This window comes from Cedecea colo, from assembly GCF_011808225.1.
Classification (GTDB): domain Bacteria; phylum Pseudomonadota; class Gammaproteobacteria; order Enterobacterales; family Enterobacteriaceae; genus Dryocola; species Dryocola colo.
This window is the reverse complement of sequence record NZ_SOYS01000008.1, coordinates 17556-38547: the sequence shown is the minus strand read 5'-3', so window position 1 is coordinate 38547 and position 20992 is coordinate 17556. Positions and strand designations below refer to the sequence as shown.

The 20992-nt window shown below is 55.0% G+C and carries 18 protein-coding genes; 4 read left to right on the top strand and 14 right to left on the bottom strand.

From position 1 onward, the window contains the following. Positions 1-102: 102 nt before the first annotated feature. Complete coding sequence (locus E2L00_RS15895; protein ID WP_167613337.1) at positions 103-1470, top strand: formimidoylglutamate deiminase; 1368 nt, start codon at positions 103-105, stop codon at positions 1468-1470. Positions 1471-1587: 117 nt separating this feature from the next. Here the strand turns inward: E2L00_RS15895 and glnB are convergent, their stop codons facing one another. The 5 genes from glnB to purL all read right to left on the bottom strand — a co-directional run bounded on the left by glnB (position 1588) and on the right by purL (position 10062). Beyond that, entirely contained in the window at positions 1588-1926 is a 339-nt protein-coding gene (gene glnB / locus E2L00_RS15890; RefSeq protein ID WP_002438074.1) for a nitrogen regulatory protein P-II, read from the bottom strand. Between the two features lie 73 nt (positions 1927-1999). After that, positions 2000-3337 (bottom strand): two-component system response regulator GlrR, encoded by a 1338-nt coding sequence (gene glrR / locus E2L00_RS15885; RefSeq protein ID WP_167613335.1) that lies wholly within the window; start codon positions 3335-3337, stop codon positions 2000-2002. Continuing rightward, complete coding sequence (qseG, locus tag E2L00_RS15880; RefSeq protein ID WP_167613333.1) at positions 3334-4092, bottom strand: two-component system QseEF-associated lipoprotein QseG; 759 nt, start codon at positions 4090-4092, stop codon at positions 3334-3336. The genes glrR and qseG overlap by 4 nt, the downstream gene beginning before the upstream one ends. Before the next feature lie 2 nt (positions 4093-4094). Then, positions 4095-5531 (bottom strand): two component system sensor histidine kinase QseE/GlrK, encoded by a 1437-nt coding sequence (qseE, locus tag E2L00_RS15875; RefSeq protein WP_167613331.1) that lies wholly within the window; start codon positions 5529-5531, stop codon positions 4095-4097. Between the two features lie 643 nt (positions 5532-6174). Then, positions 6175-10062 (bottom strand): phosphoribosylformylglycinamidine synthase, encoded by a 3888-nt coding sequence (gene purL / locus E2L00_RS15870; RefSeq protein WP_167613329.1) that lies wholly within the window; start codon positions 10060-10062, stop codon positions 6175-6177. A 265-nt stretch (positions 10063-10327) separates the two neighbouring features. On the opposite strand from purL, the gene mltF reads away from it, so the two are divergent. After that, the gene (gene mltF / locus E2L00_RS15865) at positions 10328-11878 is read left to right on the top strand and encodes a membrane-bound lytic murein transglycosylase MltF (RefSeq protein WP_167613327.1); all 1551 of its coding nucleotides are present in this window, start codon (positions 10328-10330) and stop codon (positions 11876-11878) included. On the opposite strand, the gene tadA is transcribed toward mltF, so the two are convergent. Beyond that, the gene (gene tadA, locus E2L00_RS15860; protein ID WP_167613325.1) at positions 11769-12305 is read right to left on the bottom strand and encodes a tRNA adenosine(34) deaminase TadA; all 537 of its coding nucleotides are present in this window, start codon (positions 12303-12305) and stop codon (positions 11769-11771) included. The two genes, mltF and tadA, sit on opposite strands and share 110 nt — an antisense overlap. 31 nt (positions 12306-12336) lie before the next feature. After that, positions 12337-12975 carry a phosphatidylglycerophosphatase C gene (gene yfhb / locus E2L00_RS15855; RefSeq protein WP_167613323.1) on the bottom strand — a complete coding sequence of 213 codons (639 nt, stop codon included), beginning with the start codon at positions 12973-12975 and terminating at the stop codon, positions 12337-12339. Positions 12976-13211: 236 nt separating this feature from the next. Here yfhb and E2L00_RS15850 point away from each other — a divergent pair, with 236 nt between their 5' ends. Both E2L00_RS15850 and E2L00_RS15845 read left to right on the top strand, forming a co-directional pair. After that, the gene (locus E2L00_RS15850; protein ID WP_167613321.1) at positions 13212-14060 is read left to right on the top strand and encodes a MurR/RpiR family transcriptional regulator; all 849 of its coding nucleotides are present in this window, start codon (positions 13212-13214) and stop codon (positions 14058-14060) included. Between the two features lie 55 nt (positions 14061-14115). Continuing rightward, positions 14116-14376: a YfhL family 4Fe-4S dicluster ferredoxin gene (locus E2L00_RS15845; protein ID WP_167613319.1), complete on the top strand. Its 261-nt coding sequence runs from the start codon at positions 14116-14118 to the stop codon at positions 14374-14376. Here the strand turns inward: E2L00_RS15845 and acpS are convergent. The 7 genes from acpS to lepA form a co-directional block, all read right to left on the bottom strand. Further along, a complete protein-coding gene (acpS, locus tag E2L00_RS15840; RefSeq protein WP_167613317.1) occupies positions 14373-14753 on the bottom strand; it encodes a holo-ACP synthase in 381 nt (126 codons plus the stop codon). The two genes, E2L00_RS15845 and acpS, sit on opposite strands and share 4 nt — an antisense overlap. Next, on the bottom strand, positions 14753-15484 hold the full coding sequence (pdxJ, locus tag E2L00_RS15835; RefSeq protein WP_167613315.1) for a pyridoxine 5'-phosphate synthase: 732 nt from the start codon (positions 15482-15484) through the stop codon (positions 14753-14755). Before pdxJ ends, acpS begins: the two co-directional genes overlap by 1 nt. 74 nt (positions 15485-15558) lie before the next feature. Then, positions 15559-16296, bottom strand: a complete 738-nt coding sequence (gene recO / locus E2L00_RS15830) for a DNA repair protein RecO (protein WP_167613313.1) — start codon at positions 16294-16296, stop codon at positions 15559-15561. Positions 16297-16299: 3 nt separating this feature from the next. Further along, positions 16300-17202 carry a GTPase Era gene (gene era, locus E2L00_RS15825; RefSeq protein ID WP_167613311.1) on the bottom strand — a complete coding sequence of 301 codons (903 nt, stop codon included), beginning with the start codon at positions 17200-17202 and terminating at the stop codon, positions 16300-16302. Next, positions 17199-17879 (bottom strand): ribonuclease III, encoded by a 681-nt coding sequence (gene rnc / locus E2L00_RS15820; RefSeq protein WP_167613309.1) that lies wholly within the window; start codon positions 17877-17879, stop codon positions 17199-17201. The genes era and rnc overlap by 4 nt, the downstream gene beginning before the upstream one ends. Before the next feature lie 172 nt (positions 17880-18051). After that, a complete protein-coding gene (gene lepB / locus E2L00_RS15815) occupies positions 18052-19026 on the bottom strand; it encodes a signal peptidase I (RefSeq protein WP_167613307.1) in 975 nt (324 codons plus the stop codon). Between the two features lie 14 nt (positions 19027-19040). Further along, complete coding sequence (gene lepA / locus E2L00_RS15810) at positions 19041-20840, bottom strand: translation elongation factor 4 (protein ID WP_167613305.1); 1800 nt, start codon at positions 20838-20840, stop codon at positions 19041-19043. Positions 20841-20992: the final 152 nt, after the last annotated feature.

Here is a 20992-nt window from a genome sequence, read left to right as displayed (position 1 = left end):
TTCCTCAATCTGCTGACTTTGTTAGTTTACTCTATGACCTGTTAGATGTATATCTATGTACATGTATATACATTTACAACAAGCTGAAAACAAGGTGATAACATGGCAGTCTGGTTCGCAGAAAAAGCGCTCTTGCCTGACGGCTGGGCGCGTAATGTCGGCATAACCGTCTCTGAAGAAGGTATCATCACGGCCCTGGAGAAGGATACCCAACCTGACCCGCAGGCGACGCTTATCAAAGGGCCCGTCGTGCCGGGAATGCCCAACCTCCATTCACACGCCTTCCAGCGGGCCATGGCCGGGCTGACGGAGGTGGCGGGCAACCCATCTGACAGTTTCTGGACCTGGCGCGATCTGATGTACAAGCTGGTGGATAAAATCACTCCGGAGCAGCTCGAGACGGTCGCCACCTATCTGTATATCGAAATGCTCAAGGCCGGATACACCGCCGTGGCGGAATTCCACTATCTGCATCACAGCAGCACGGGCGCCCCTTATGGAGAACGCGCGGAATTAGCATTGCGCATTGCCAGCGCGGCCAAAAACGCCGGCATCGGCCTGACATTGCTGCCCGTACTTTATAGCCACTCAGGATTTGGGGCCCAACCGCCCTCCATCGGACAGCGCCGCTTTATCAACGACAGCGACAGCTACCTGGCGCTGTACGAAACGCTCACCTCCCGGCTGGCTCACGAACCAATGCAGCGCACCGGGCTGTGCTTTCACTCTCTGCGCGCCGTTACGCCCGGGCAGATTGAGACCGTGCTGGCCTGCCATCCAGGGCAGCAGCCGATTCATATCCATATCGCAGAGCAGCAAAAAGAGGTGGATGATTGTCTGGCCTGGGCCGGTGAACGCCCGGTTGAATGGCTGTACAACCATGTGCCGGTGGACGACCGCTGGTGCCTGATTCACGCCACTCATCTGACCCAGCAGGAGACGGTAAAAATCGCAGCGTCCGGCGCCGTGGCGGGTCTTTGCCTGACGACGGAGGCCAACCTGGGCGACGGGATCTTCCCTGGACAACATTACCTGGCCTGCAACGGCGTCTGGGGCATCGGCTCGGACAGCCATATCAGCGTCAGCGTCACCGAGGATTTACGCTGGTTTGAATACGGACAGCGCCTGCACGCCCAGCGCCGCAACAGGCTTTACACACCGGGAGAGCCGCACATCGGCAACGTGCTGTATAAGGGCGCATTACGCGGCGGCGCTCAGGCGCTGGGCCAGAACATCGGCCAGCTAAGCGTGGGCTATCGCGCCGATCTGCTGGTGCTTGACGAGCGGGATCCTTTCATTGCCAGCGCTCAGGACGAGATGCTGCTCAACCGCTGGATCTTCGCCTGCGCCTCCAGTCCCATTCGCGCGGTAATGACCGGCGGACGCTGGGTTATCGAGGACGGACACCATAGCCAGCAAGAAAAGATAACTCTGGAATTTACTCAGGTATTAAAACAACTGGCGAGCTGATTGATAAGGCAGGAAGGAAGAGCTGACGTGGATCCGGCGCACCGTCTTTGCTTACGGACAGTGAACCGGATCTGTTTTACCACGAGGCCGCGAATGCGGAACGGAAAGGGGTAAAACTTAAATCGCCGCGTCGTCTTCTTCGCCGGTGCGGATACGCACCACGCGCGCCACGTCAAAGACAAAGATTTTACCATCGCCGATTTTGCCGGTCTGAGCGGTACGGATAATCGTGTCCACGCAGGTATCGACGATATCGTCGGTGACCACGATTTCAATTTTTACCTTCGGCAGAAAATCCACCATATATTCGGCACCGCGATACAGTTCGGTATGCCCTTTCTGGCGGCCAAAGCCTTTTACTTCGGTCACCGTCATGCCGGTGATACCAACTTCCGCCAGCGCTTCGCGCACGTCATCCAGTTTGAACGGCTTAATAATCGCGTCAATTTTTTTCATGATTTTCTCTGTCATTTCCGCACAACTTATGTGTGCTGCAAGCATGGTAATCGGTTGCTCAAATTACCATAGACTACTCTTTAAAGTCATTGGCATCGAGTTCATGCCGGGAGAGTAATTTATAGAATTCAGTGCGATTGCGCCCCGCCATGCGCGCTGCATGGGTAACGTTGCCTTTAGTGATTTGCAGCAGCTTGCGCAGATAATTGAGTTCGAACTGATTACGCGCCTCGACAAACGTCGGCAGGACGGTGTTTTCACCTTCCAGCGCCTGCTCGACCAGCGCTTCACTGATAACAGGAGCGGAAGTCAGCGCCACACACTGTTCGATAACGTTAACCAGCTGACGCACGTTACCCGGCCAGCTTGCGGCCATTAAGCGTTTCATCGCGTCGGTTGAGAAGCTGCGCACAAACGGCTTGTGGCGGTCGGCCGACTGGCGCAACAGATGATTTGCCAGCAGCGGGATATCTTCCGCACGCTCGTGCAGCGCCGGAATTTTCAGGTTCACCACGTTTAAGCGATAGAATAGATCTTCGCGGAACTCGCCGCGCTCCATCGCTTTTGGCAGGTCGCGGTGGGTCGCGGAGATAATACGCACGTTAATATCCAGATCGCGGTTGCTGCCCAAAGGACGCACTTTGCGTTCCTGCAGGACGCGCAGCAGCTTAACCTGTAAAGGTATCGGCATATCGCCAATCTCATCGAGGAATAACGTACCGCCTTCCGCCGCCTGGAACAGCCCTTCCCGGCTGCTCACCGCGCCGGTAAACGCCCCGCGCGCATGACCAAACAGCTCCGATTCAAGCAACTGCTCCGGCAACGCGCCGCAGTTAATAGCAATGAATGCGTTTTTACTGCGCGGGCTGGCGTTGTGGATTGCCTGCGCCAGAATCTCCTTTCCGGTACCGCTTTGTCCGTTAATCAGCACGCTGACATCGGACTGCGCAACCATGCGCGCCTGCTCCAGCAGACGGAGCATATTCGGGCTGCGGGTGACTATCGTTTCGCGCCACATGTCATCGCCCGCGGCGACGGTGTGCACCAGCGCATCATCGATAGCCTGATACAACGCGTCTTTGTCTACCGGCTTGGTCAGGAAGCTGAACACGCCCTGCTGCGTGGCGGCAACGGCGTCCGGAATCGAACCGTGAGCGGTGAGAATGATAACCGGCATCCCCGGCTGCATCCTCTGGATTTCCGCGAACAGCGCCATGCCGTCCATTTCATCCATGCGCAGATCGCTTATTACCAGATCGATTTTTTCCCGCCCGAGCAACCGAAGCCCTTCTGCACCACTTTCCGCCGTCGAAACGGTATAGCCTTCGCTTGCCAGACGCATGCCGAGGAGCTTGAGCAACCCCGGATCGTCATCAACAAGCAGCAATCGGGCCGGTTTGCGTTGTGTCATGGTTTTGCCTCCTGCTGATTTTTATTATCCGTTTCGGGAGCGGGCTTAGCGATATCGTCATCCGCCTTGCCCTGCGCCGCCGGAGCCGGAGCTACCTTTTCGGCGTCTCGTCCGCCTTCCGGCAGATAGCTGCTGGCTGGTTTGCGGCTGGAAAGCTGCCGTTCGATATCTGTCAGATTTTCAAGCTTGCGGGTGGTCAGATCCAACTGACTACGCAGGCGTTGCTGCTGCTCGCGCAGCGTATCCAGCTCCCCATCCGCCGATTGCTGGAGCTTGCTATAGCGCGTACGCTCATCAGAAAGGTCGAGCAATGAAGCCTGGCCATCGCGCCATAGCTGGAAGAGCGGCCGTACCTGGGCAGGAACTTCACTCGCCATCGTATCGAGCTGAGTCATATAACGACGGCGTTCTGTTGGGGTGATTTTGGCGTTAGCTAACAGGATGCCGCGCTTAAAGGTGTCCTGCCAGGTATCGTCTGCCCACCTGCGGGCTTCCGTCCGCGCTTCTGCTGGCGACAATCGTTCCGCGCAGTCCATACCGCGCAGCCAGAACAAGGGGTTGTTAACCGCTTCATATCCCTCAATGTGCCAGATTTCCATACAGTCGGTGGAGAGATAATCCGCCAGTTTCTGCTCCGGTTCTTGTAGCTGATGGGGCTGTTTAATGGAGCTGGTTACCGTATCTTGCACGCAGCCTGCCAGCATTAATGGCAGTAGAAGTACGCCAATACGGCGATGGAATAGTGTCACTTTCATTTTTAATCATTCTCGGGAAAGACGGGCAATTCGATACGGAAACAGACATCGGTTGTGTTGTCCTCAACCAGACGCAGCTCGCCGTGCATACGGCGGATACAATCCTGAGCGATGCTCAGCCCCAGGCCACTGCCTTTGACCGCACCTTTACGTTGTAGACTGCCCTGATAAAAAGGCTCAAAGATCATCTCCCGTTCGGTGGCCGGAATAGGTTGCCCGGTATTCGCCACCTCGATACGTAACGCAGAGCCAACCTGTGAGCTGCGCAGGTAAATGGTACCGGATTCACTGCCATAGTGCACCGCATTGGAATAGAGATTATCCAGCACGCTCATAAGCAACATGGGTTCCGCCAGACAGGCCACGGGACTGAGGTCACACTCGGTATGCATCATTTTAGCCCGTGCCGGCAAACTGTGGGCAGAGATTACCACCTCGACTAATGGCGCAAGCCGCACCTTTTCCAGCTCTATCTGGCCGTCCGCCAGCTTGCGATTGTAATCCAGCAGTTGTTCGATCAGTTTCTGCAGGTGGCGACTGCTGTTATCCAGAATTTCCACCACCTCTTTTTGATCGGCCGTCAGCGGCCCGGCAACTTCGTCGGCCAGCAGCTCTGTCCCCTCACGCATGCTCGCAAGCGGCGTTTTTAATTCATGGGAAATATGCCGCAAAAATTCATGACGTTGCGATTCAAGCCAGGAAAGGCGTTCGCTTAGCCAGACGATACGCTGACCAACAGAGCGCAGTTCGCGCGGGCCTTTAAACAAAACGGAGTTGCCCAGCGAGCGTCCTTCACCAAGCAGATTTATCATCCGCTCAATGCCTTTCACCGGACCGATAATCATGCGGGTAAAAATAATCACCAGCCCGAGGCTCAGTAAAAACAGCACCAGCGCCTGCCAGCCAAAGAACTGACCGCGTTCGGCGATTTCCTGCTGGAGCTGCTGGCCGCGAGAAAACACTACCGTACGCGTGGCCTGGACCATTTCAGCGTTGGCCGTTGCAAATTTTTCAAGGTGTAACGCAGCCGCCGCGTCGGGACCGCTGTTTTTACACTGTAGCGCGGCAAGACTGTTTAAGGACTGGCGCAGCGCCTGATAGAGATGATCGTCAGGGAGCACACCCGTGTGGGCATCAAGCATTTCCGCATAGCGCTTACGCTGCCCCTGGTAAACCTTTGCAAGCGTTGTGTCGTCCAGCACGCAGTACTGGCGATAGCTGCGTTCCATTTCGAGGGCTACGTTGGTCATCGCCTCGCTGCGACGGGCATCGATTAGCGTGGTACGGTTGGTTTGTGCGGCCTGCGCGCTAAGCGCGTTCAGGCTCTGCCAGGCCTGCCAGGCAAGAACCAGCAACGGAACCAGCACCAGCAAAAAAGCCATCATCACGAGCTGGCGTAACGATCGGGGAAAAAAGTGCCACTGGTTCAATAGCTTCATCTCAAATTTACCTGTGAGACATGATGCTAGCCGGGATTGGAGGGAGTTTAAAGCCTGGAAGTCCAGAAACCACAAAGGCAGTAGAAAAAACGGCGAACTATATGCGAGAGATTGGTGGTTTTTTTTTGTAAAAGCTTTTTTAACCACAAAGAAGGAAAAACCACGTTTTTTCCTTCTTTGTCAGCAAATAACAAAGGCAGGGTCAAAAACCCTGCCTTTGCTCTGGAATCAGGCGGTGCCTTACTCAACGTTTCGCCCGGAGTATGCCAGGTCTCGAAGACTGTTGGCAAAAGGTGGACGGCAGGCACCTTGAGTGCATCATTCGATGGTTTATGTAGCACAACTCTGAAAACAGAGGGCTGACATAAGAGGGTGAATGAGCCACTGAGTAATTTAATGCAGGATGCATGCCAGCTTTAAATTAAAAATTATATCCCGCTGTTTTTATTATATTTATTTAATATGATAGCTCTATCTGTTACGCACGATTTTTCGGCCTTTTGTCGTCAATCGGCAACACGATAAAAACGCCCCAAATAAACCATTTAAAAACAAGTAATTAAATGTCTCCATCTGGAGACACCTAAAAGAACGCTATGTCGGGATTTGTAGACAATAACCCCGCCGCAGCGGGGAATGATAATTAACCCAGCTGCTTACGGGCATTACGGAAGATACGCATCCACGGGCTGTCTTCACCCCATTCCGCCGGATGCCAGGAGTTGCTGACGGTACGGAACACGCGCTCCGGGTGCGGCATCATAATGGTGACGCGCCCGCTTTCGTTAGTTACCGCTGTAATGCCGTTTGGCGAGCCGTTCGGGTTAGCCGGATAGTTTTGCGTGACCTTACCGAAGTTGTCGATAAAGCGCAGCGCCACCAGGCCTTTGCTTTCAAGCGCGGCCAGATGCGCGGCGTCACGCATTTCCACATGTCCTTCCCCATGCGACACGGCGATTGGCATATGGGAACCTGCCATGCCTTCTAATAGCAGGGACGGGCTGGCGCTGACTTCCACCAGGCTGAAACGCGCTTCAAAACGGTCGGACTGGTTACGCACAAAGCGTGGCCACAGGTCGCTGCCGGGAATCAGCTCGCGCAGGTTAGACATCATCTGACAGCCGTTACACACGCCCAGCGCCAGGGTTTGCGGACGATGGAAGAAGGTTTCGAACTCGTCACGCACGCGCTGGTTGAACAGAATCGATTTCGCCCAGCCTTCGCCCGCGCCTAACACGTCCCCATAGGAGAAGCCGCCGCAGGCCACCAGCGCCTGGAAATCTTCCAGGCCGCGACGCCCTGCCAGCAAATCGCTCATGTGCAAGTCGATGGCGTCGAAACCGGCGCGGTGGAAGGCCGCAGCCATTTCAACATGGGAGTTAACGCCCTGCTCGCGCAGCACGGCAACTTTCGGACGGGCGCCCGTGGCGATAAACGGCGCGGCGATATCTTCTTTGATATCGAAGTTCAGCTTCACGTTCAGGCCAGGATCGTTGTCATTTGCTTTCGCTTCATGCTCCCGATCCGCGCAGTCCGGGTTGTCGCGCAGGCGCTGCATCTGCCAGGTGGTTTCCGCCCACCACATACGAAGCGTAGAGCGCCTTTCGCTGAACACGGCATGCCCATCCGCCGTGATAGTGAAACGGTCGCCAGCAACGGCTTTACCCAGCAGGTGCACGCAATCCGCCAGGCCGTGATCGGCAAGGATTTGTTCAACCGCCGCGCGATCCGCCGCGTTAACCTGGATCACCGCACCCAGCTCTTCGTTAAACAGCGCGGCAAGACGATCGCTACCCAGCGCGGCGATATCTGCCTCCACGCCGCAATGGCCGGTGAAGGCCATTTCCGCAAGCGTAACCAGCAAACCGCCGTCTGAACGGTCGTGGTAAGCCAGCAGTTTCTGCCCGGCCACCAGCGCCTGCATCGCGTTATAGAAGCCTTTAAGCTGTTCAACGTTACGCACGTCGGCAGGCTTGTCGCCCAGCTGGCGATAAACCTGAGAGAGCGCCGTTGCGCCCAGCGCGTTGTGGCCTGCACCCAGATCGATAAGCAGCAAGGCGTTATCTTCCGTGCTCAACTGAGGCGTTACCGTGCGGCGCACGTCTTCCACACGAGCAAACGCGGTGATAACCAGCGAGAGCGGAGAAGTCATCTCACGCTGTTCGTTGCCTTCCTGCCAGCGGGTTTTCATCGACATAGAATCTTTGCCCACCGGAATGGTGATGCCAAGCTGCGGGCAAAGCTCTTCGCCCACGGCTTTAACCGCTTCATACAGGCCTGCATCTTCGCCGGGGTGACCTGCCGCGGCCATCCAGTTAGCGGACAGCTTGATGCGTTTAAGCGAGCCAATCTGCGTGGCGGCGATGTTGGTCAGCGCTTCACCCACGGCAAGACGTGCGGATGCGGCAAAATCCAGCAATGCAACCGGCGCACGTTCACCGATGGACATCGCTTCGCCGTAATAGCTGTCCAGGCTTGCGGTAGTAACCGCGCAGTTGGCTACCGGGATCTGCCACGGACCGACCATCTGGTCGCGCGCAACCATGCCGGTTACGGTGCGATCGCCAATAGTTATCAGGAAGGTTTTTTCCGCAACCGCCGGCAGATGCAGAACGCGATTGACCGCGTCGGCAATAGTAATAGTGCTGCTATCCAGCGCATCGCCCTTCGCTTTCAGAGTTTCAACGTTGCGTTCCATCTTCGGCGTTTTGCCCAGCAGCACGTCCAGCGGCATGTCGATTGGCTGGTTGTCAAAATGGCCGTCGTTAAGCGTCAGGTGCTTTTCTGCGGTGGCTTCACCGATAACCGCGTACGGCGCGCGCTCGCGGCGGCAAAGCTCGTCAAACAGTTCAACCTGCTCAGGTGCTACCGCCAGAACGTAACGTTCCTGGGATTCGTTACACCACACTTCAAGCGGGCTCATGCCCGGTTCGTCGTTGAGGATGTCGCGCAGTTCAAAACGACCGCCGCGACCGCCGTCGCTTACCAGTTCCGGCATCGCGTTAGACAGGCCGCCCGCGCCGACATCGTGAATAAACAGAATTGGGTTGTCATCGCCCATCTGCCAGCAGCGGTCGATAACTTCCTGACAGCGACGCTCCATTTCCGGGTTATCGCGCTGTACCGATGCAAAATCCAGATCCGCATCTGACTGGCCTGAAGCCATAGAAGAAGCCGCCCCGCCGCCCAGACCGATATTCATGGACGGGCCGCCAAGAACGATAAGCTTCGCACCCGGTGGAATTTCGCCTTTTTGTACGTGATCGGCACGGATATTACCAATTCCGCCCGCCAGCATAATTGGCTTGTGGTAGCCGCGCAGCTCAACGCCGTTGTGGCTGTTAACCTGCTCTTCGTATGTACGGAAATACCCTGTTAACGCCGGACGGCCAAACTCGTTGTTAAACGCGGCGCCGCCGAGCGGGCCTTCGGTCATGATATCCAGCGCCGTAACGATACGGTCTGGCTTACCAAAATCTTCTTCCCACGGCTGTTCAAAACCCGGGATACGCAGGTTAGAAACGGAGAAGCCAACCAGGCCCGCCTTCGGTTTCGCACCGCGCCCGGTTGCGCCTTCGTCACGGATTTCACCGCCGGAACCGGTCGCGGCGCCCGGCCATGGCGAAATCGCCGTCGGGTGGTTGTGCGTTTCGACTTTCATCAGGATATGGGCGTCTTCCTGGTGGTAATCGTAGCGGCCCGCTTCACGGTCTGCGAAGAAGCGCCCTACCTGTGAGCCTTCCATCACCGCCGCGTTGTCTTTATAGGCAGACAGCACGTGGTCAGGCGTTTGTTCAAAGGTATTTTTAATCATTTTGAACAGCGACTTCGGCTGCTGTTCGCCATCAATTACCCAGTCGGCGTTGAAAATTTTATGACGGCAGTGCTCGGAGTTGGCCTGCGCAAACATATACAGTTCGATGTCGTTTGGATTGCGGCCCAGTTTTGTAAAAGCGTCCTGCAGATAGTCGATTTCGTCTTCCGCCAGCGCAAGACCGAGGCGGACGTTGGCTTCCACAAGCGCGCCGCGACCCAGGCCCAGCAAGTCAACGCTTTGCACCGGTGCCGGTTCGTGATGGGAAAAAAGCTTCTCGCCATCGTTCAGAGAACCAAACACGCTTTCCATCATGCGGTCGTGCAGCAGCCCGTGTACTTCCTGCCACTGTGCCTCAGTCAGCGTTTCACCGCTGACGTAATAAGCTACGCCGCGCTCCAGACGCTTTACCTTAGCAAGATCGCAGTTATGGGCAATATCGGTAGCTTTGGAGGACCAGGGCGAGATGGTACCAGGGCGTGGCGTCACCAGAATCAGGTGGCCCGTCGGGGCGTGGTCTGCAAGGGTTGGGCCATATTTCAGCAGCCGTTGCAGTCGTGCGTGCTCTGAGGCCGCAAGCGGCGCGTCTAAATCGGCAAAGTGAACATACTCGGCGTAAATGTCGCTCACCGGCAGGTGGGCATCTTTAAAGCGGGCCAGCAGTTTGTTAATACGGAATGCCGATAGAGCGGGGGAACCACGCAGAATTTCCATCATCAAATCTCTCGTCTTCAAGCGTGAGCGACGCTCACGTGGGCGCAAGGGGAAAACGGGCGTCATTATAGAGAATACCGCGCCGTGACGAAACCGTTTGCGTAGAAATAAACGCATTACTTTATGCGGTACGATAAATGTACGAAACAGCCGAATAAGTTGCGCGCTGGCGCTTTGTTAAGCAAAATGCGCCTCATCCGCTGACTGAACCGCCCCGGTAAATGACCATTGTTAGCTAAGTCCTGAGGCACCGCAGAAGATTAACCCTTTGAAAAAATTTAAAATTAATTATCTGCTTATCGGTGCCGTAACCTTGTTGCTGGCAGTGGCGCTCTGGCCCTCTATTCCCTGGTTCGGAAAAGCCGAAAACCGCGTCGCCGCTATTCAGGCGCGGGGAGTTCTGCGCGTCAGTACGATTACTTCTCCGCTGACCTATAGCGTAGCGAACCATAAAGCGCTGGGTCTTGATTACGAACTGGCTCAACAGTTCGCCGACTATCTTGGCGTGAAGCTTCAGGTCACCGTTCGTCCGAATATCAATGCGTTGTTTGACGATCTGGATAATGGCGATGCCGATTTACTTGCCGCCGGTCTGGTCTATAACACCGCGCGTAGCCAGCACTACCAGGCGGGTCCGGCTTACTATTTCGTGTCGCAGCAAATGGTTTATCGCGTGGGCAGCCCCCGCCCTAAAACGCTCGCAGGCGTAAAAGAGAACAAGCTGGTCCTATCGTCAGGTCTTGCCGTGCTAAGCGATCTCCAGGCGCTGAAAGAGAGCAAATACCCCGATCTGTCGTGGAGCATCGATAACAAGCACACCAGCAATCGGCTCTTACAGCAGGTCATAGACGGCAGCATTGCGTTCACTATTTCCGACTCCATCGCCATCAGCATTTTCCAGCGCGTTCATCCGCAGCTGGCGGTAGCGCTGGACGTGACCGACGAGCAGCCGGTGACCTGGTTTAGCGTGCGCAACGGTGACGATAGCCTTTCCGCAGCCCTTCTCGATTTTTATAACAAACTGAGCGGCGACGGCATCCTGGCGCGCCTGGAAGAGAAATACCTCGGTCACATTGGGGATTTCGATTATGTCGATACCCGCACCTTCCTTAGCGCCGTAGATAACGTCCTGCCGGAGCTTCGGCCGCTGTTTGAAAAATACGCTACGGATATCGACTGGCGTTTGCTTGCCGCTATCTCTTATCAGGAATCACACTGGGATAGCCAGGCCACCTCCCCTACCGGCGTGCGCGGCCTGATGATGTTGACAAAAAATACCGCGCAAAGTCTGGGTCTGACGGACAGGCTCGACCCGGAACAGAGCATCAGCGGCGGCAGCCATTATCTGCAGGACATGATGGGGAAAGTGCCAGAAACGGTGTCGGAAGACGAAAGGATTTGGTTTGCTCTGGCAGCCTACAACATGGGTTACGCCCATATGCTTGATGCGCGGCAGCTCACCGCGAAACTGAAAGGAAATCCCGATAGCTGGGCCGATGTTAAATTGAGGCTGCCGCTGTTAAGCCAGAAGCAGTACTACAGCAAAACCACTTACGGCTACGCACGCGGCCATGAAGCCTATGCGTACGTTGAGAATATCCGTAAGTATCAGTTAAGTCTGGAAGGATATCTGCAGGAGAAAGAGAAGCAGGCGGCGCAGGAAGCAAAATTTGCTGAAGCTTATCCGGCGGTGGCGCCGGTGGAGCTGGCTACTCCGCCTTACGGGCCATTTCCTTTAGGGCCTTTTTCTCCAGACGCCGGGCACGGAAAAAATCACTCAGCATTGCCGAACACGCTTCTGCCAGCACGCCTTCAATAACGCCGACCTGGTGATTCATGCCAGGGTGCCCCAGCACATCCATCAGCGAGCCAATCGCCCCGGTTTTAGCATCGCGCGCGCCAAACACCAGAGAGCCAATACGGCTGTGAACCATCGCGCCCGCGCACATGACGCAAGGTTCGAGCGTGACATAAAGCGTGGTATCTAACAGACGGTAGTTTTGCAGCACCATACCGCCCTGGCGCAGCGCCATGATTTCCGCGTGCGCCGTTGGATCGTGGCGGCCTATGGGTCGGTTCCAGCCCTCACCAATCACTTTATTCTCATGCACCAGCACAGCGCCGACCGGAACTTCCCCCTCATCCCAGGCACGCTGTGCAAGCGTTAGCGCATGGCGCATCCAGTCTTCATGGGTACATTCACTTTTTGACACGGGAAACTCCTGAGGAACTAAGGCGCGGCGCATTATACACACCGCTTAGCGGATGCGAAATGCGTTACTCAAGCTGCTGGAGCTGGCCCTGCGGGGTGACGCGCCAGCGGTGCTGGCAGAAGTAGAGCAGCGGGTTATCCTGCTTGCTGTCGCTGTAGCCGCTGTAAAGCTGGAGAGGCGTGCCGATATGCTGCTCAAGCTGCGCTACTTTTTCGTGCCCGAGGCAGCGCATCGTCAGCACCCAGCCGCCGTGCGAGCGTTTAATCTGGCTGGCGATAAGCTTCACTTTGGGCAACCATAGCGTATCGTAATATACCTGCTGTACCAGCGGCTGCGGCGAGCCGGTGATAAGCCAGACGTCGGCATCGGAACTGGTGAGATAGTCAGTAAGCCTTTGTTGCACAATAGGAAACGCCGTCACACGGGTACGAAACCAGGTAACAAAGTTCATCTCCAGTTGCTTAAGCCGCGCTTCGCTGTGCCCGAAAGTCGCGCCCCACAGCAGCAGGCTCATCGGCCAGCGAGCGGCACGCCCTTTAATCAGCAGCGCAGCGCCTATTACCGGCAAAAGCGGAGTAACAAGCAGCAGATTGAGGGGTTGATGACGCAGCAGGTAACGTAAAAAACTGCCGAACATATCCTGCTGATGCAGGGTGCCATCTAAATCAAAAAACACTACCCGACGCTCGCTCTGGTTTGCCAAACGCAACTCCTTTGAATGGTTAACTTCCCCAGGCCGTATAAAACGTCTCCGACGGCGACCGTTACACAAAGCCTAACAGATAGACTCACAACTTTCCGGTAACTATCGCCGGGCGCCCTTTGATTGAATAATTAATTCCATCTAACAGCGTAATAATGGAATCAACATACATTCAGCTGCGTAATTTACGTTATCATCTAACAGACCTGTTATTGCATTGATCCAACGGAGCGGAAATGAATTGTTTACTGCGTATTCGTCAGCGTTATCCCACTCTGGCGCAAAGTGACCGTAAACTGGCAGATTTTCTGTTGGCGAATCCCGACAAATCCCGTCATCTCAGTTCTCAACTTCTCGCCAGAGAAGCAGGCGTCAGCCAGTCAAGCGTGGTTAAGTTCTCCCAGAAGCTGGGCTTTAAGGGCTTTCCCTCACTTAAGCTTGCCATCAGTGAGGCGCTGGTCAGCGGCCAGGATCCCCACTCCGTGCCGGTCCATAATCAGATCCTTGGTGACGACCCGCTAAGGCTGGTGGGTGAAAAGTTGATTAAAGATAATCTCGCCGCCATGCATGCAAGCCTTGATATCAACAGCGAAGAAAAGCTGCTGGCAAGCGTTGCAATGCTGCGTAACGCACGGCGCGTGCTGATTGTCGGTATTGGCGCATCGGGCCTGGTTGCGAAAAATTTTGCCTGGAAGCTGATGAAAATCGGCATTAATGCCGTCGCGGAACAGGATATGCACGCCCTGCTGGCCACCGCGCAAGCGCTTAGCCCGGACGATGTCCTTTTCGCCATTTCCTATTCAGGCGAACGGCGCGAAATTAACCTCGCCGCCGATGAAACGTTACGCACAGGCGCAAAAATTCTCGCCGTCACCGGCTTTACGCCAAACGCGCTACAGCAGCGCGCCACGCTTTGTTTGTACACCATCGCTGAAGAACTGGCGACGCGCAGCGCGGCTATTTCCTCCACCAGCGCGCAAATGATGCTGACGGATTTACTTTTTATGGCGCTTGTTCAGCAGGATCTGGAAAACGCGCCGGATCGTATCCGGCACAGCGAGGCTTTGGTGAAGAAGTTGGTATGAGAAGGGATTGGGCGTATAATGCCCGCCCTGTTTATGTTGTTACTGAGATTTCCCCATGGCGCTGCTTATCACAAAAAAATGTATTAATTGCGATATGTGCGAGCCTGAGTGCCCGAACCAGGCGATCTCTATGGGGGAGAGCATTTACGAGATCGATACCGATCGCTGTACCCAGTGCGTGGGCCATTATGAAACGCCAACCTGTCAGCAGGTCTGCCCGATTGTGAATACCATCATCATTGACCCGGCGCATCAGGAAAGCGAAGAACGCCTGTGGGACAAATTTGTTCAGCTCCATCACGCCGATAAAATCTAGCTTTCGATAATAACCGTCGCGCAGGCGTAGTGGCGTTCATCAGCCAGCGTAACGTGGACTGACCGCACGCCCATCTGCTCAGCAAGCCGTTCCGCCTCTTCCCAGAACCGCAGTTGTGGTTTGCCTAAGGCATCGTTAAATACTTCAAACTGATTAAACGCAAGGCCGTTGCGAATACCAGTCCCGAAGGCTTTGGCTGCCGCCTCTTTGACCGCAAAGCGTTTGGCAAGAAAACGCACCGGCTGCTGGTGCGCTGCATATTGTTTCCATTCGTTGGCGCTCAGCACGCGCTTCGCCAGCCTGTCTCCCGAGCGGGAGATAACGCTTTCAATGCGCGCTATTTCCACGATGTCCGTGCCGAGGCCAAGGATCGCCATTAGCGACGCGCTTCCTGCATCAGGCGTTTCATTTCCGCAACGGCTTCTTTCAGGCCGCTCATCACCGCACGCCCGATAATCGCATGGCCGATATTCAGCTCGTGCATTTCCGGCAGGCGAGCGATGGCCTGCACGTTGTGATAAGTCAGCCCGTGCCCGGCATTGACCTTCAGGCCTTTGCCCGCGGCATAAGTCGCCGCCCCGGCGATACGCGCCAGCTCTTTTGCCAGCGTTGCTTCGTCTTCGGCATCCGCATAGCAACCCGTGTGGATTTCGATATAAGGCGCGCCCACGGCAACGGCGGCATCAATCTGCGCATGGTCGGGGTCAATAAATAAAGAAACCAAAATGCCCGCGTCGGCCAGACGCTTACAGGCGTCGCGCATTTTATCGAGCTGGCCGGCAACGTCCAGGCCGCCTTCGGTGGTCACTTCCTGACGTTTTTCCGGCACCAGGCAGCAGAAATGCGGTTTGGTTTCGCAGGCGATGGCGATCGTTTCTTCGGTGACGGCCATTTCGAGGTTCATACGGGTATCGAGGGTCTGGCGCAGAATACGTACATCGCGGTCGGTGATATGACGGCGATCTTCACGTAAGTGCACGGTAATGCCATCGGCGCCCGCCTGCTCTGCAATAAAAGCAGCCTGCACCGGATCCGGATAGGCCGTACCGCGTGCGTTGCGTAGGGTCGCGATGTGATCGATGTTTACGCCTAACAATAATTCAGCCATAGCTATCCTCGGGGATCAGAATGATATGTCTGGCAGTGTACACCGGGGATGGAAAGCGTGGCTACGGCCAGGCGTTATTGCGTGTCGGGAGGTGATTTGAGTGATGGATTTTTGGGCACAAACTGACGGAACAGTTCGCGGCTTTTGAGCGGTTTGCCGCCGAGATAGGGTTTTAGCGCCATACGTGTGAAGCGTTTGGCCGCGCGTAAGGTCGCAACGTCCGGAAACTCACGGTTTGCCAGCGCCTTAAGCTCATGGCCCGTAAAGCTGCTGTTATCAACCACCAGGCTTGCGATAAAACCTTTCTCTTCCCGATAGCGGTAGGTCATGGCATCTGCGACCTCCTCTCCGCTTCCGGCGCAGTGCAGGAAATCTACGCCATAGCCAAGATGGCCCAGCAGGGCCAGCTCAAAGCGGCGCAGCGCAGGCTCAGGCGTTCCGTTAGCGCCGGCTAACGCCTGGATGCAGTGCAGGTAATCAAAAAAAAGCTCAGAGAAACGGGTCTCCTGCTCAAGCACGCGGGAGACAAGTTCGTTGACGTAAAGTCCGCTGTAAAGGCAGATGCCGCCAAGAGGAAGCGCAAGGGAAACCGCTTCGGCGCTGCGCAGCGTTTTGACTTCACCGCGGCCGCTCCAGCGTACCAGCAAGGGAGTGAAAGGCTGCAATGTGCCTTTCAGGTTGGAACGGCGAGAACGCGCGCCTTTGGCAATAACGCGTACTCGCCCTGATTCTTCGGAAAACAGGTCGAGAAGAAGGCTGGTTTCACTCCAGGGGCGACTATGCAGGACAAAAGCCCGTTGCCAGCCTTCCATCAATTAATCGTCTGTATAACCGAGGCTACGCAGCGCGCGCTCGTCGTCTGCCCAGCCGGATTTAACCTTAACCCAAAGCTCCAGGTGGATTTTGGCTTCGAACATCTCTTCCATGTCTTTACGCGCTTCAATACCGATGGTTTTGATCTTGGCGCCTTTATTGCCAATAACCATTTTTTTCTGGCCTTCACGCTCTACCAGAATCAGACCGTTGATATCGTAGCCGCCGCGCGCGTTGGTGACGAACTGTTCGATTTCTACGGTAACGGAATACGGCAGTTCAGCGCCCAGGAAACGCATCAGTTTTTCACGGATGATTTCAGACGCCATAAAGCGCTGCGAGCGATCGGTGATGTAATCTTCCGGGAAGTGGTGAATCGCTTCCGGCAGACGCTTGCGCACGATGCTGGCGATGGTGTCAACGTTCATCCCGGTTTCGGCGGAGATGGGCACGATATCGAGAAAATTCATCTGGCTGCCAAGGAACTGCAAATGCGGCAGCAGGATGCTTTTATCCTGTACGTTATCAACTTTGTTGACCGCAAGAATAACCGGCGCTTTGCTGTCGCGCAGCTTGTTAAGCACCATTTCGTCGTCGGCGGTCCACTTAGTGCCTTCAACCACAAAGATAACCAGCTCAACGTCGCCGATGGAACTGCTGGCCGCTTTGTTCATCAGGCGGTTAATGGCGCGCTTCTCTTCCATGTGCAGCCCTGGAGTATCAACATAAATTGCCTGATAAGCCCCTTCGGTATGGATGCCCATGATGCGGTGACGCGTGGTTTGCGCCTTACGCGAGGTAATGGAAATTTTTTGCCCAAGCAACTGGTTTAGCAGCGTGGATTTGCCGACGTTCGGGCGACCTACGATGGCCACGAACCCGCAAAATGTTTGTTCTTCGCTCATTCCAGCTCCAGCTTTTTAAGCGCCTGTTCGGCCGCAGCCTGTTCCGCTTTACGGCGGCTTGAGCCTGTTCCTATAACCGGCTCAGGCAGGCCACTCACCTGACAGTGAATAGTAAATTCCTGATCGTGCGCTTCGCCGCGAACCTGCACCACCAGATAGGATGGCAGAGGTAAGTGACGACCCTGCAGATACTCCTGCAGACGCGTTTTCGGATCTTTTTGTTTGTCGCCCGGACTGATTTCATCAAGGCGGGTTTGATACCAGGAGAGGATCAAACGTTCAATGTTCTGAATATCGCTGTCGAGAAACACGCCGCCGATTAAGGCTTCAACGGTATCGGCAAGGATAGATTCACGGCGGAAGCCGCCGCTTTTCAGCTCGCCCGGCCCAAGGCGCAAACATTCGCCCAGTTCAAATTCGCGCGCAATTTCTGCCAGCGTATTGCCGCGAACAAGCGTGGCACGCATGCGGCTCATGTCGCCTTCGTCAACGCGAGGGAAACGATGATAAAGCGCGTTGGCGATAACATAGCTCAGAATGGAATCACCCAAAAATTCCAGCCGCTCGTTGTGTTTACTGCTGGCGCTGCGATGGGTTAAAGCCTGCTGCAACAGATCCTGATGTACAAAAGTGTAGCCCAGCTTACGCTGCAGCCTGGTGATTACGATGGGGTTCATGCGATACCAATTAATGAATGCGTCAATTATTCAGCACACGGAACAGACCTGAACCAGGGAGCCCAACGCTGTTTCGTGTGCCGTGGCTCCTCAGCGAGGAGCCAACCTAAATACGGGGGGATATTCTATACACAACGACCGGGGATGTCGTCACCTGAATAGATTTAATTGATCAATGGATTCCGCCAATACGATTTAAGCGAACGCCGGTTGGCCACTGACCTTCTTGCTTCTCAAAGCTCATCCAGATAGCGGTTGCTTTACCGACCAGATTTTGCTCAGGAACGAAGCCCCAGTAGCGGCTATCGGCGCTGTTATCGCGATTATCGCCCATCATGAAATAATGTCCCGGCGGCACAATCCACGTCGCCAGTTGCTGACCCTGCTGCTGGTAGTACATTCCCAGCTGGTCCTGCGCGATCGGCACGGTAAGAATACGGTGCGTTACGTCACCCAGCGACTCTTTGCGCTGCGCCAGGCGAATACCGCCTTCTTTGGTTTCGTTTTGCGCAACCTGGAAGAAACCGGAGGTCGCTTCGCTACCGTTGTTACGCGCGAAGGTCTGTACAAAGTCGCTCGGCTCTACATTGCTGTAAGTAATCGGCAGCGCGTTTTCACAGGCCTGGCCGGAGCTGCAATTTGGCTGCACGGTAACTTCTTTCGCCACCGGATCGTAGCTTACGCGATCGCCCGGTAAACCAACTGCGCGTTTAATGTAATCCAGACTCGGATCCTGCGGATATTTAAAGACCACAATATCACCGCGTTTTGGATGGCCCGTTTCAATTAGCGTTTTCTGGTAAATAGGATCTTTAATGCCGTAGGCAAATTTCTCGACCAGAATAAAATCGCCAATTAACAGCGTCGGCATCATTGAACCCGATGGGATCTGGAAGGGTTCGTAAATAAACGAACGCACGATCAGAACAATTGCCAGAACCGGGAATACGGACGCGCCGGTTTCCAGCCAGCCGGGTTTTGGCCCAACCTTTTTCAGCGTTTTCGGATCCAACGTTTCGCCAGTGGCAGCCTGCGCTGCCGCCTGTTTTTCACGACGCTTTGGCGCAAAGATAAACTTATCGATACACCATAAAATGCCCGTCACCAGCGTGGCTATCACGAGGATCAAGGCGAACATATTCGCCATGCCAACTCCTTAGGTTATTTGCCGTCTTTACCGACGTGCAGAATGGCGAGGAACGCTTCCTGCGGCAGCTCGACGTTACCGACCTGCTTCATACGTTTCTTACCTTCTTTCTGTTTTTGCAGCAGCTTTTTCTTACGGCTTACGTCGCCGCCGTAGCATTTTGCCAGAACGTTTTTACGCAGTTGCTTAACGGTGGAACGCGCGATGATATGCGCGCCGATTGCCGCCTGAATGGCAATATCAAACTGCTGGCGTGGAATCAGCTCCTGCATTTTTTCAACCAGCTGACGCCCACGGAACTGTGAGTTACCACGGTGGGTAATCAGTGCCAGGGCATCAACACGCTCGCCGTTAATCAGTACGTCTACGCGCACCATATCTGAGGCCTGGAAGCGTTTGAAGTTGTAATCCAGTGAAGCATAGCCGCGTGACGTAGACTTCAGGCGGTCGAAGAAGTCGAGCACCACTTCCGCCATTGGAATTTCATAGGTCAGCGCCACCTGGTTGCCGTGGTAAACCATGTTGGTCTGCACGCCACGCTTCTCGATACACAGTGTGATGACGCTGCCCAGATATTCCTGTGGCATCAGCATATGGCATTCAGCGATTGGCTCACGCAGTTCTGCAATATTATTCAGCGCCGGCAGCTTGGATGGGCTATCAACATAAATCGTTTCGCCGCTGGTAGTTTCAACTTCATAAACTACCGTCGGTGCTGTGGTGATCAGATCCAGATCGTATTCACGTTCCAGACGTTCCTGAATGATTTCCATGTGCAGCAGGCCGAGGAAGCCGCAGCGGAAGCCGAAGCCCAGCGCCGTTGAGCTTTCTGGCTCGTAGAACAGGGAAGCATCGTTCAGGCTCAGTTTACCCAGCGCATCACGGAAGTTTTCATAATCGTCAGAGCTGACCGGGAACAGGCCAGCGTAAACCTGAGGCTTGACTTTCTTAAAGCCCGGCAGCGCTTTTTCTGCCGGATTACGGGACAGGGTCAGGGTATCGCCAACCGGCGCGCCCAGAATGTCTTTGATAGCACAAACCAGCCAGCCTACTTCGCCACAGCCCAGTACGTCGCGATCGACACGCTTTGGCGTGAAGATGCCCAGACGGTCAGCGTTATACACCTGGCCGGTACTCATCACCTTGATTTTATCGCCTTTTCTCATGGTACCGTTTTTAATACGCACCAGTGAGACGACGCCAAGATAATTATCAAACCAGGAGTCGATAATCAGCGCCTGCAACGGCGCTTCCGGATCGCCTTCCGGTCCCGGAATATCACGCACTAAACGCTCGAGAACTTCCGTTACACCAAATCCGGTTTTAGCGGAACAGCGCACGGCATCGGTCGCATCTATGCCGACGATATCTTCAATTTCCTGCGCGGCGCGGTCAGGATCGGCTGCCGGCAGGTCAATTTTGTTCAGTACCGGCACCACTTCCAGATCCATTTCCATCGCGGTGTAGCAGTTTGCCAGCGTCTGGGCTTCTACGCCCTGCCCGGCATCGACTACCAGTAACGCGCCTTCGCAGGCTGCTAAAGATCGGGACACTTCATAAGAGAAGTCGACGTGACCCGGGGTGTCGATGAAATTCAGATGATAAGTTTCGCCATCGCTTGCTTTGTAATCGAGCGTAACGCTCTGCGCTTTGATGGTAATACCGCGTTCACGTTCCAGATCCATGGAATCCAGCACCTGGGCTGCCATTTCGCGATCGGAGAGGCCGCCGCAAATCTGGATGATACGGTCAGACAGCGTCGATTTACCGTGGTCGATGTGGGCAATGATGGAAAAGTTACGTATGTTCTTCATAGTTAGAGGTTTTTATGCCTTACAAATGCCTGAGAGCTCGGCGCTTCGCGCTGTACGGAGCATGATGTCAATGGCTGTCTTCTGCCTGAAACGCCGCATTCTACACTACAACGAGAAAGCGAGGAAACTGCTCATCCTGCAAGCTTAGCTGT

Coding starts and splice junctions, on each gene's coding strand:
- tadA (WP_167613325.1), bottom strand. CDS start 12,305: ATGCGCCGCGCCTTAGTTCCTCAGGAGTTTCCCGTGTCAAAAAGTGAA.
- E2L00_RS15895 (WP_167613337.1), top strand. CDS start 103: ATGGCAGTCTGGTTCGCAGAAAAAGCGCTCTTGCCTGACGGCTGGGCG.
- glnB (WP_002438074.1), bottom strand. CDS start 1,926: ATGAAAAAAATTGACGCGATTATTAAGCCGTTCAAACTGGATGACGTG.
- purL (WP_167613329.1), bottom strand. CDS start 10,062: ATGATGGAAATTCTGCGTGGTTCCCCCGCTCTATCGGCATTCCGTATT.
- glrR (WP_167613335.1), bottom strand. CDS start 3,337: ATGACACAACGCAAACCGGCCCGATTGCTGCTTGTTGATGACGATCCG.
- E2L00_RS15850 (WP_167613321.1), top strand. CDS start 13,212: ATGAATTGTTTACTGCGTATTCGTCAGCGTTATCCCACTCTGGCGCAA.
- qseG (WP_167613333.1), bottom strand. CDS start 4,092: ATGAAAGTGACACTATTCCATCGCCGTATTGGCGTACTTCTACTGCCA.
- E2L00_RS15845 (WP_167613319.1), top strand. CDS start 14,116: ATGGCGCTGCTTATCACAAAAAAATGTATTAATTGCGATATGTGCGAG.
- era (WP_167613311.1), bottom strand. CDS start 17,202: ATGAGCGAAGAACAAACATTTTGCGGGTTCGTGGCCATCGTAGGTCGC.
- acpS (WP_167613317.1), bottom strand. CDS start 14,753: ATGGCGATCCTTGGCCTCGGCACGGACATCGTGGAAATAGCGCGCATT.
- qseE (WP_167613331.1), bottom strand. CDS start 5,531: ATGAAGCTATTGAACCAGTGGCACTTTTTTCCCCGATCGTTACGCCAG.
- lepB (WP_167613307.1), bottom strand. CDS start 19,026: ATGGCGAATATGTTCGCCTTGATCCTCGTGATAGCCACGCTGGTGACG.
- rnc (WP_167613309.1), bottom strand. CDS start 17,879: ATGAACCCCATCGTAATCACCAGGCTGCAGCGTAAGCTGGGCTACACT.
- lepA (WP_167613305.1), bottom strand. CDS start 20,840: ATGAAGAACATACGTAACTTTTCCATCATTGCCCACATCGACCACGGT.
- recO (WP_167613313.1), bottom strand. CDS start 16,296: ATGGAAGGCTGGCAACGGGCTTTTGTCCTGCATAGTCGCCCCTGGAGT.
- pdxJ (WP_167613315.1), bottom strand. CDS start 15,484: ATGGCTGAATTATTGTTAGGCGTAAACATCGATCACATCGCGACCCTA.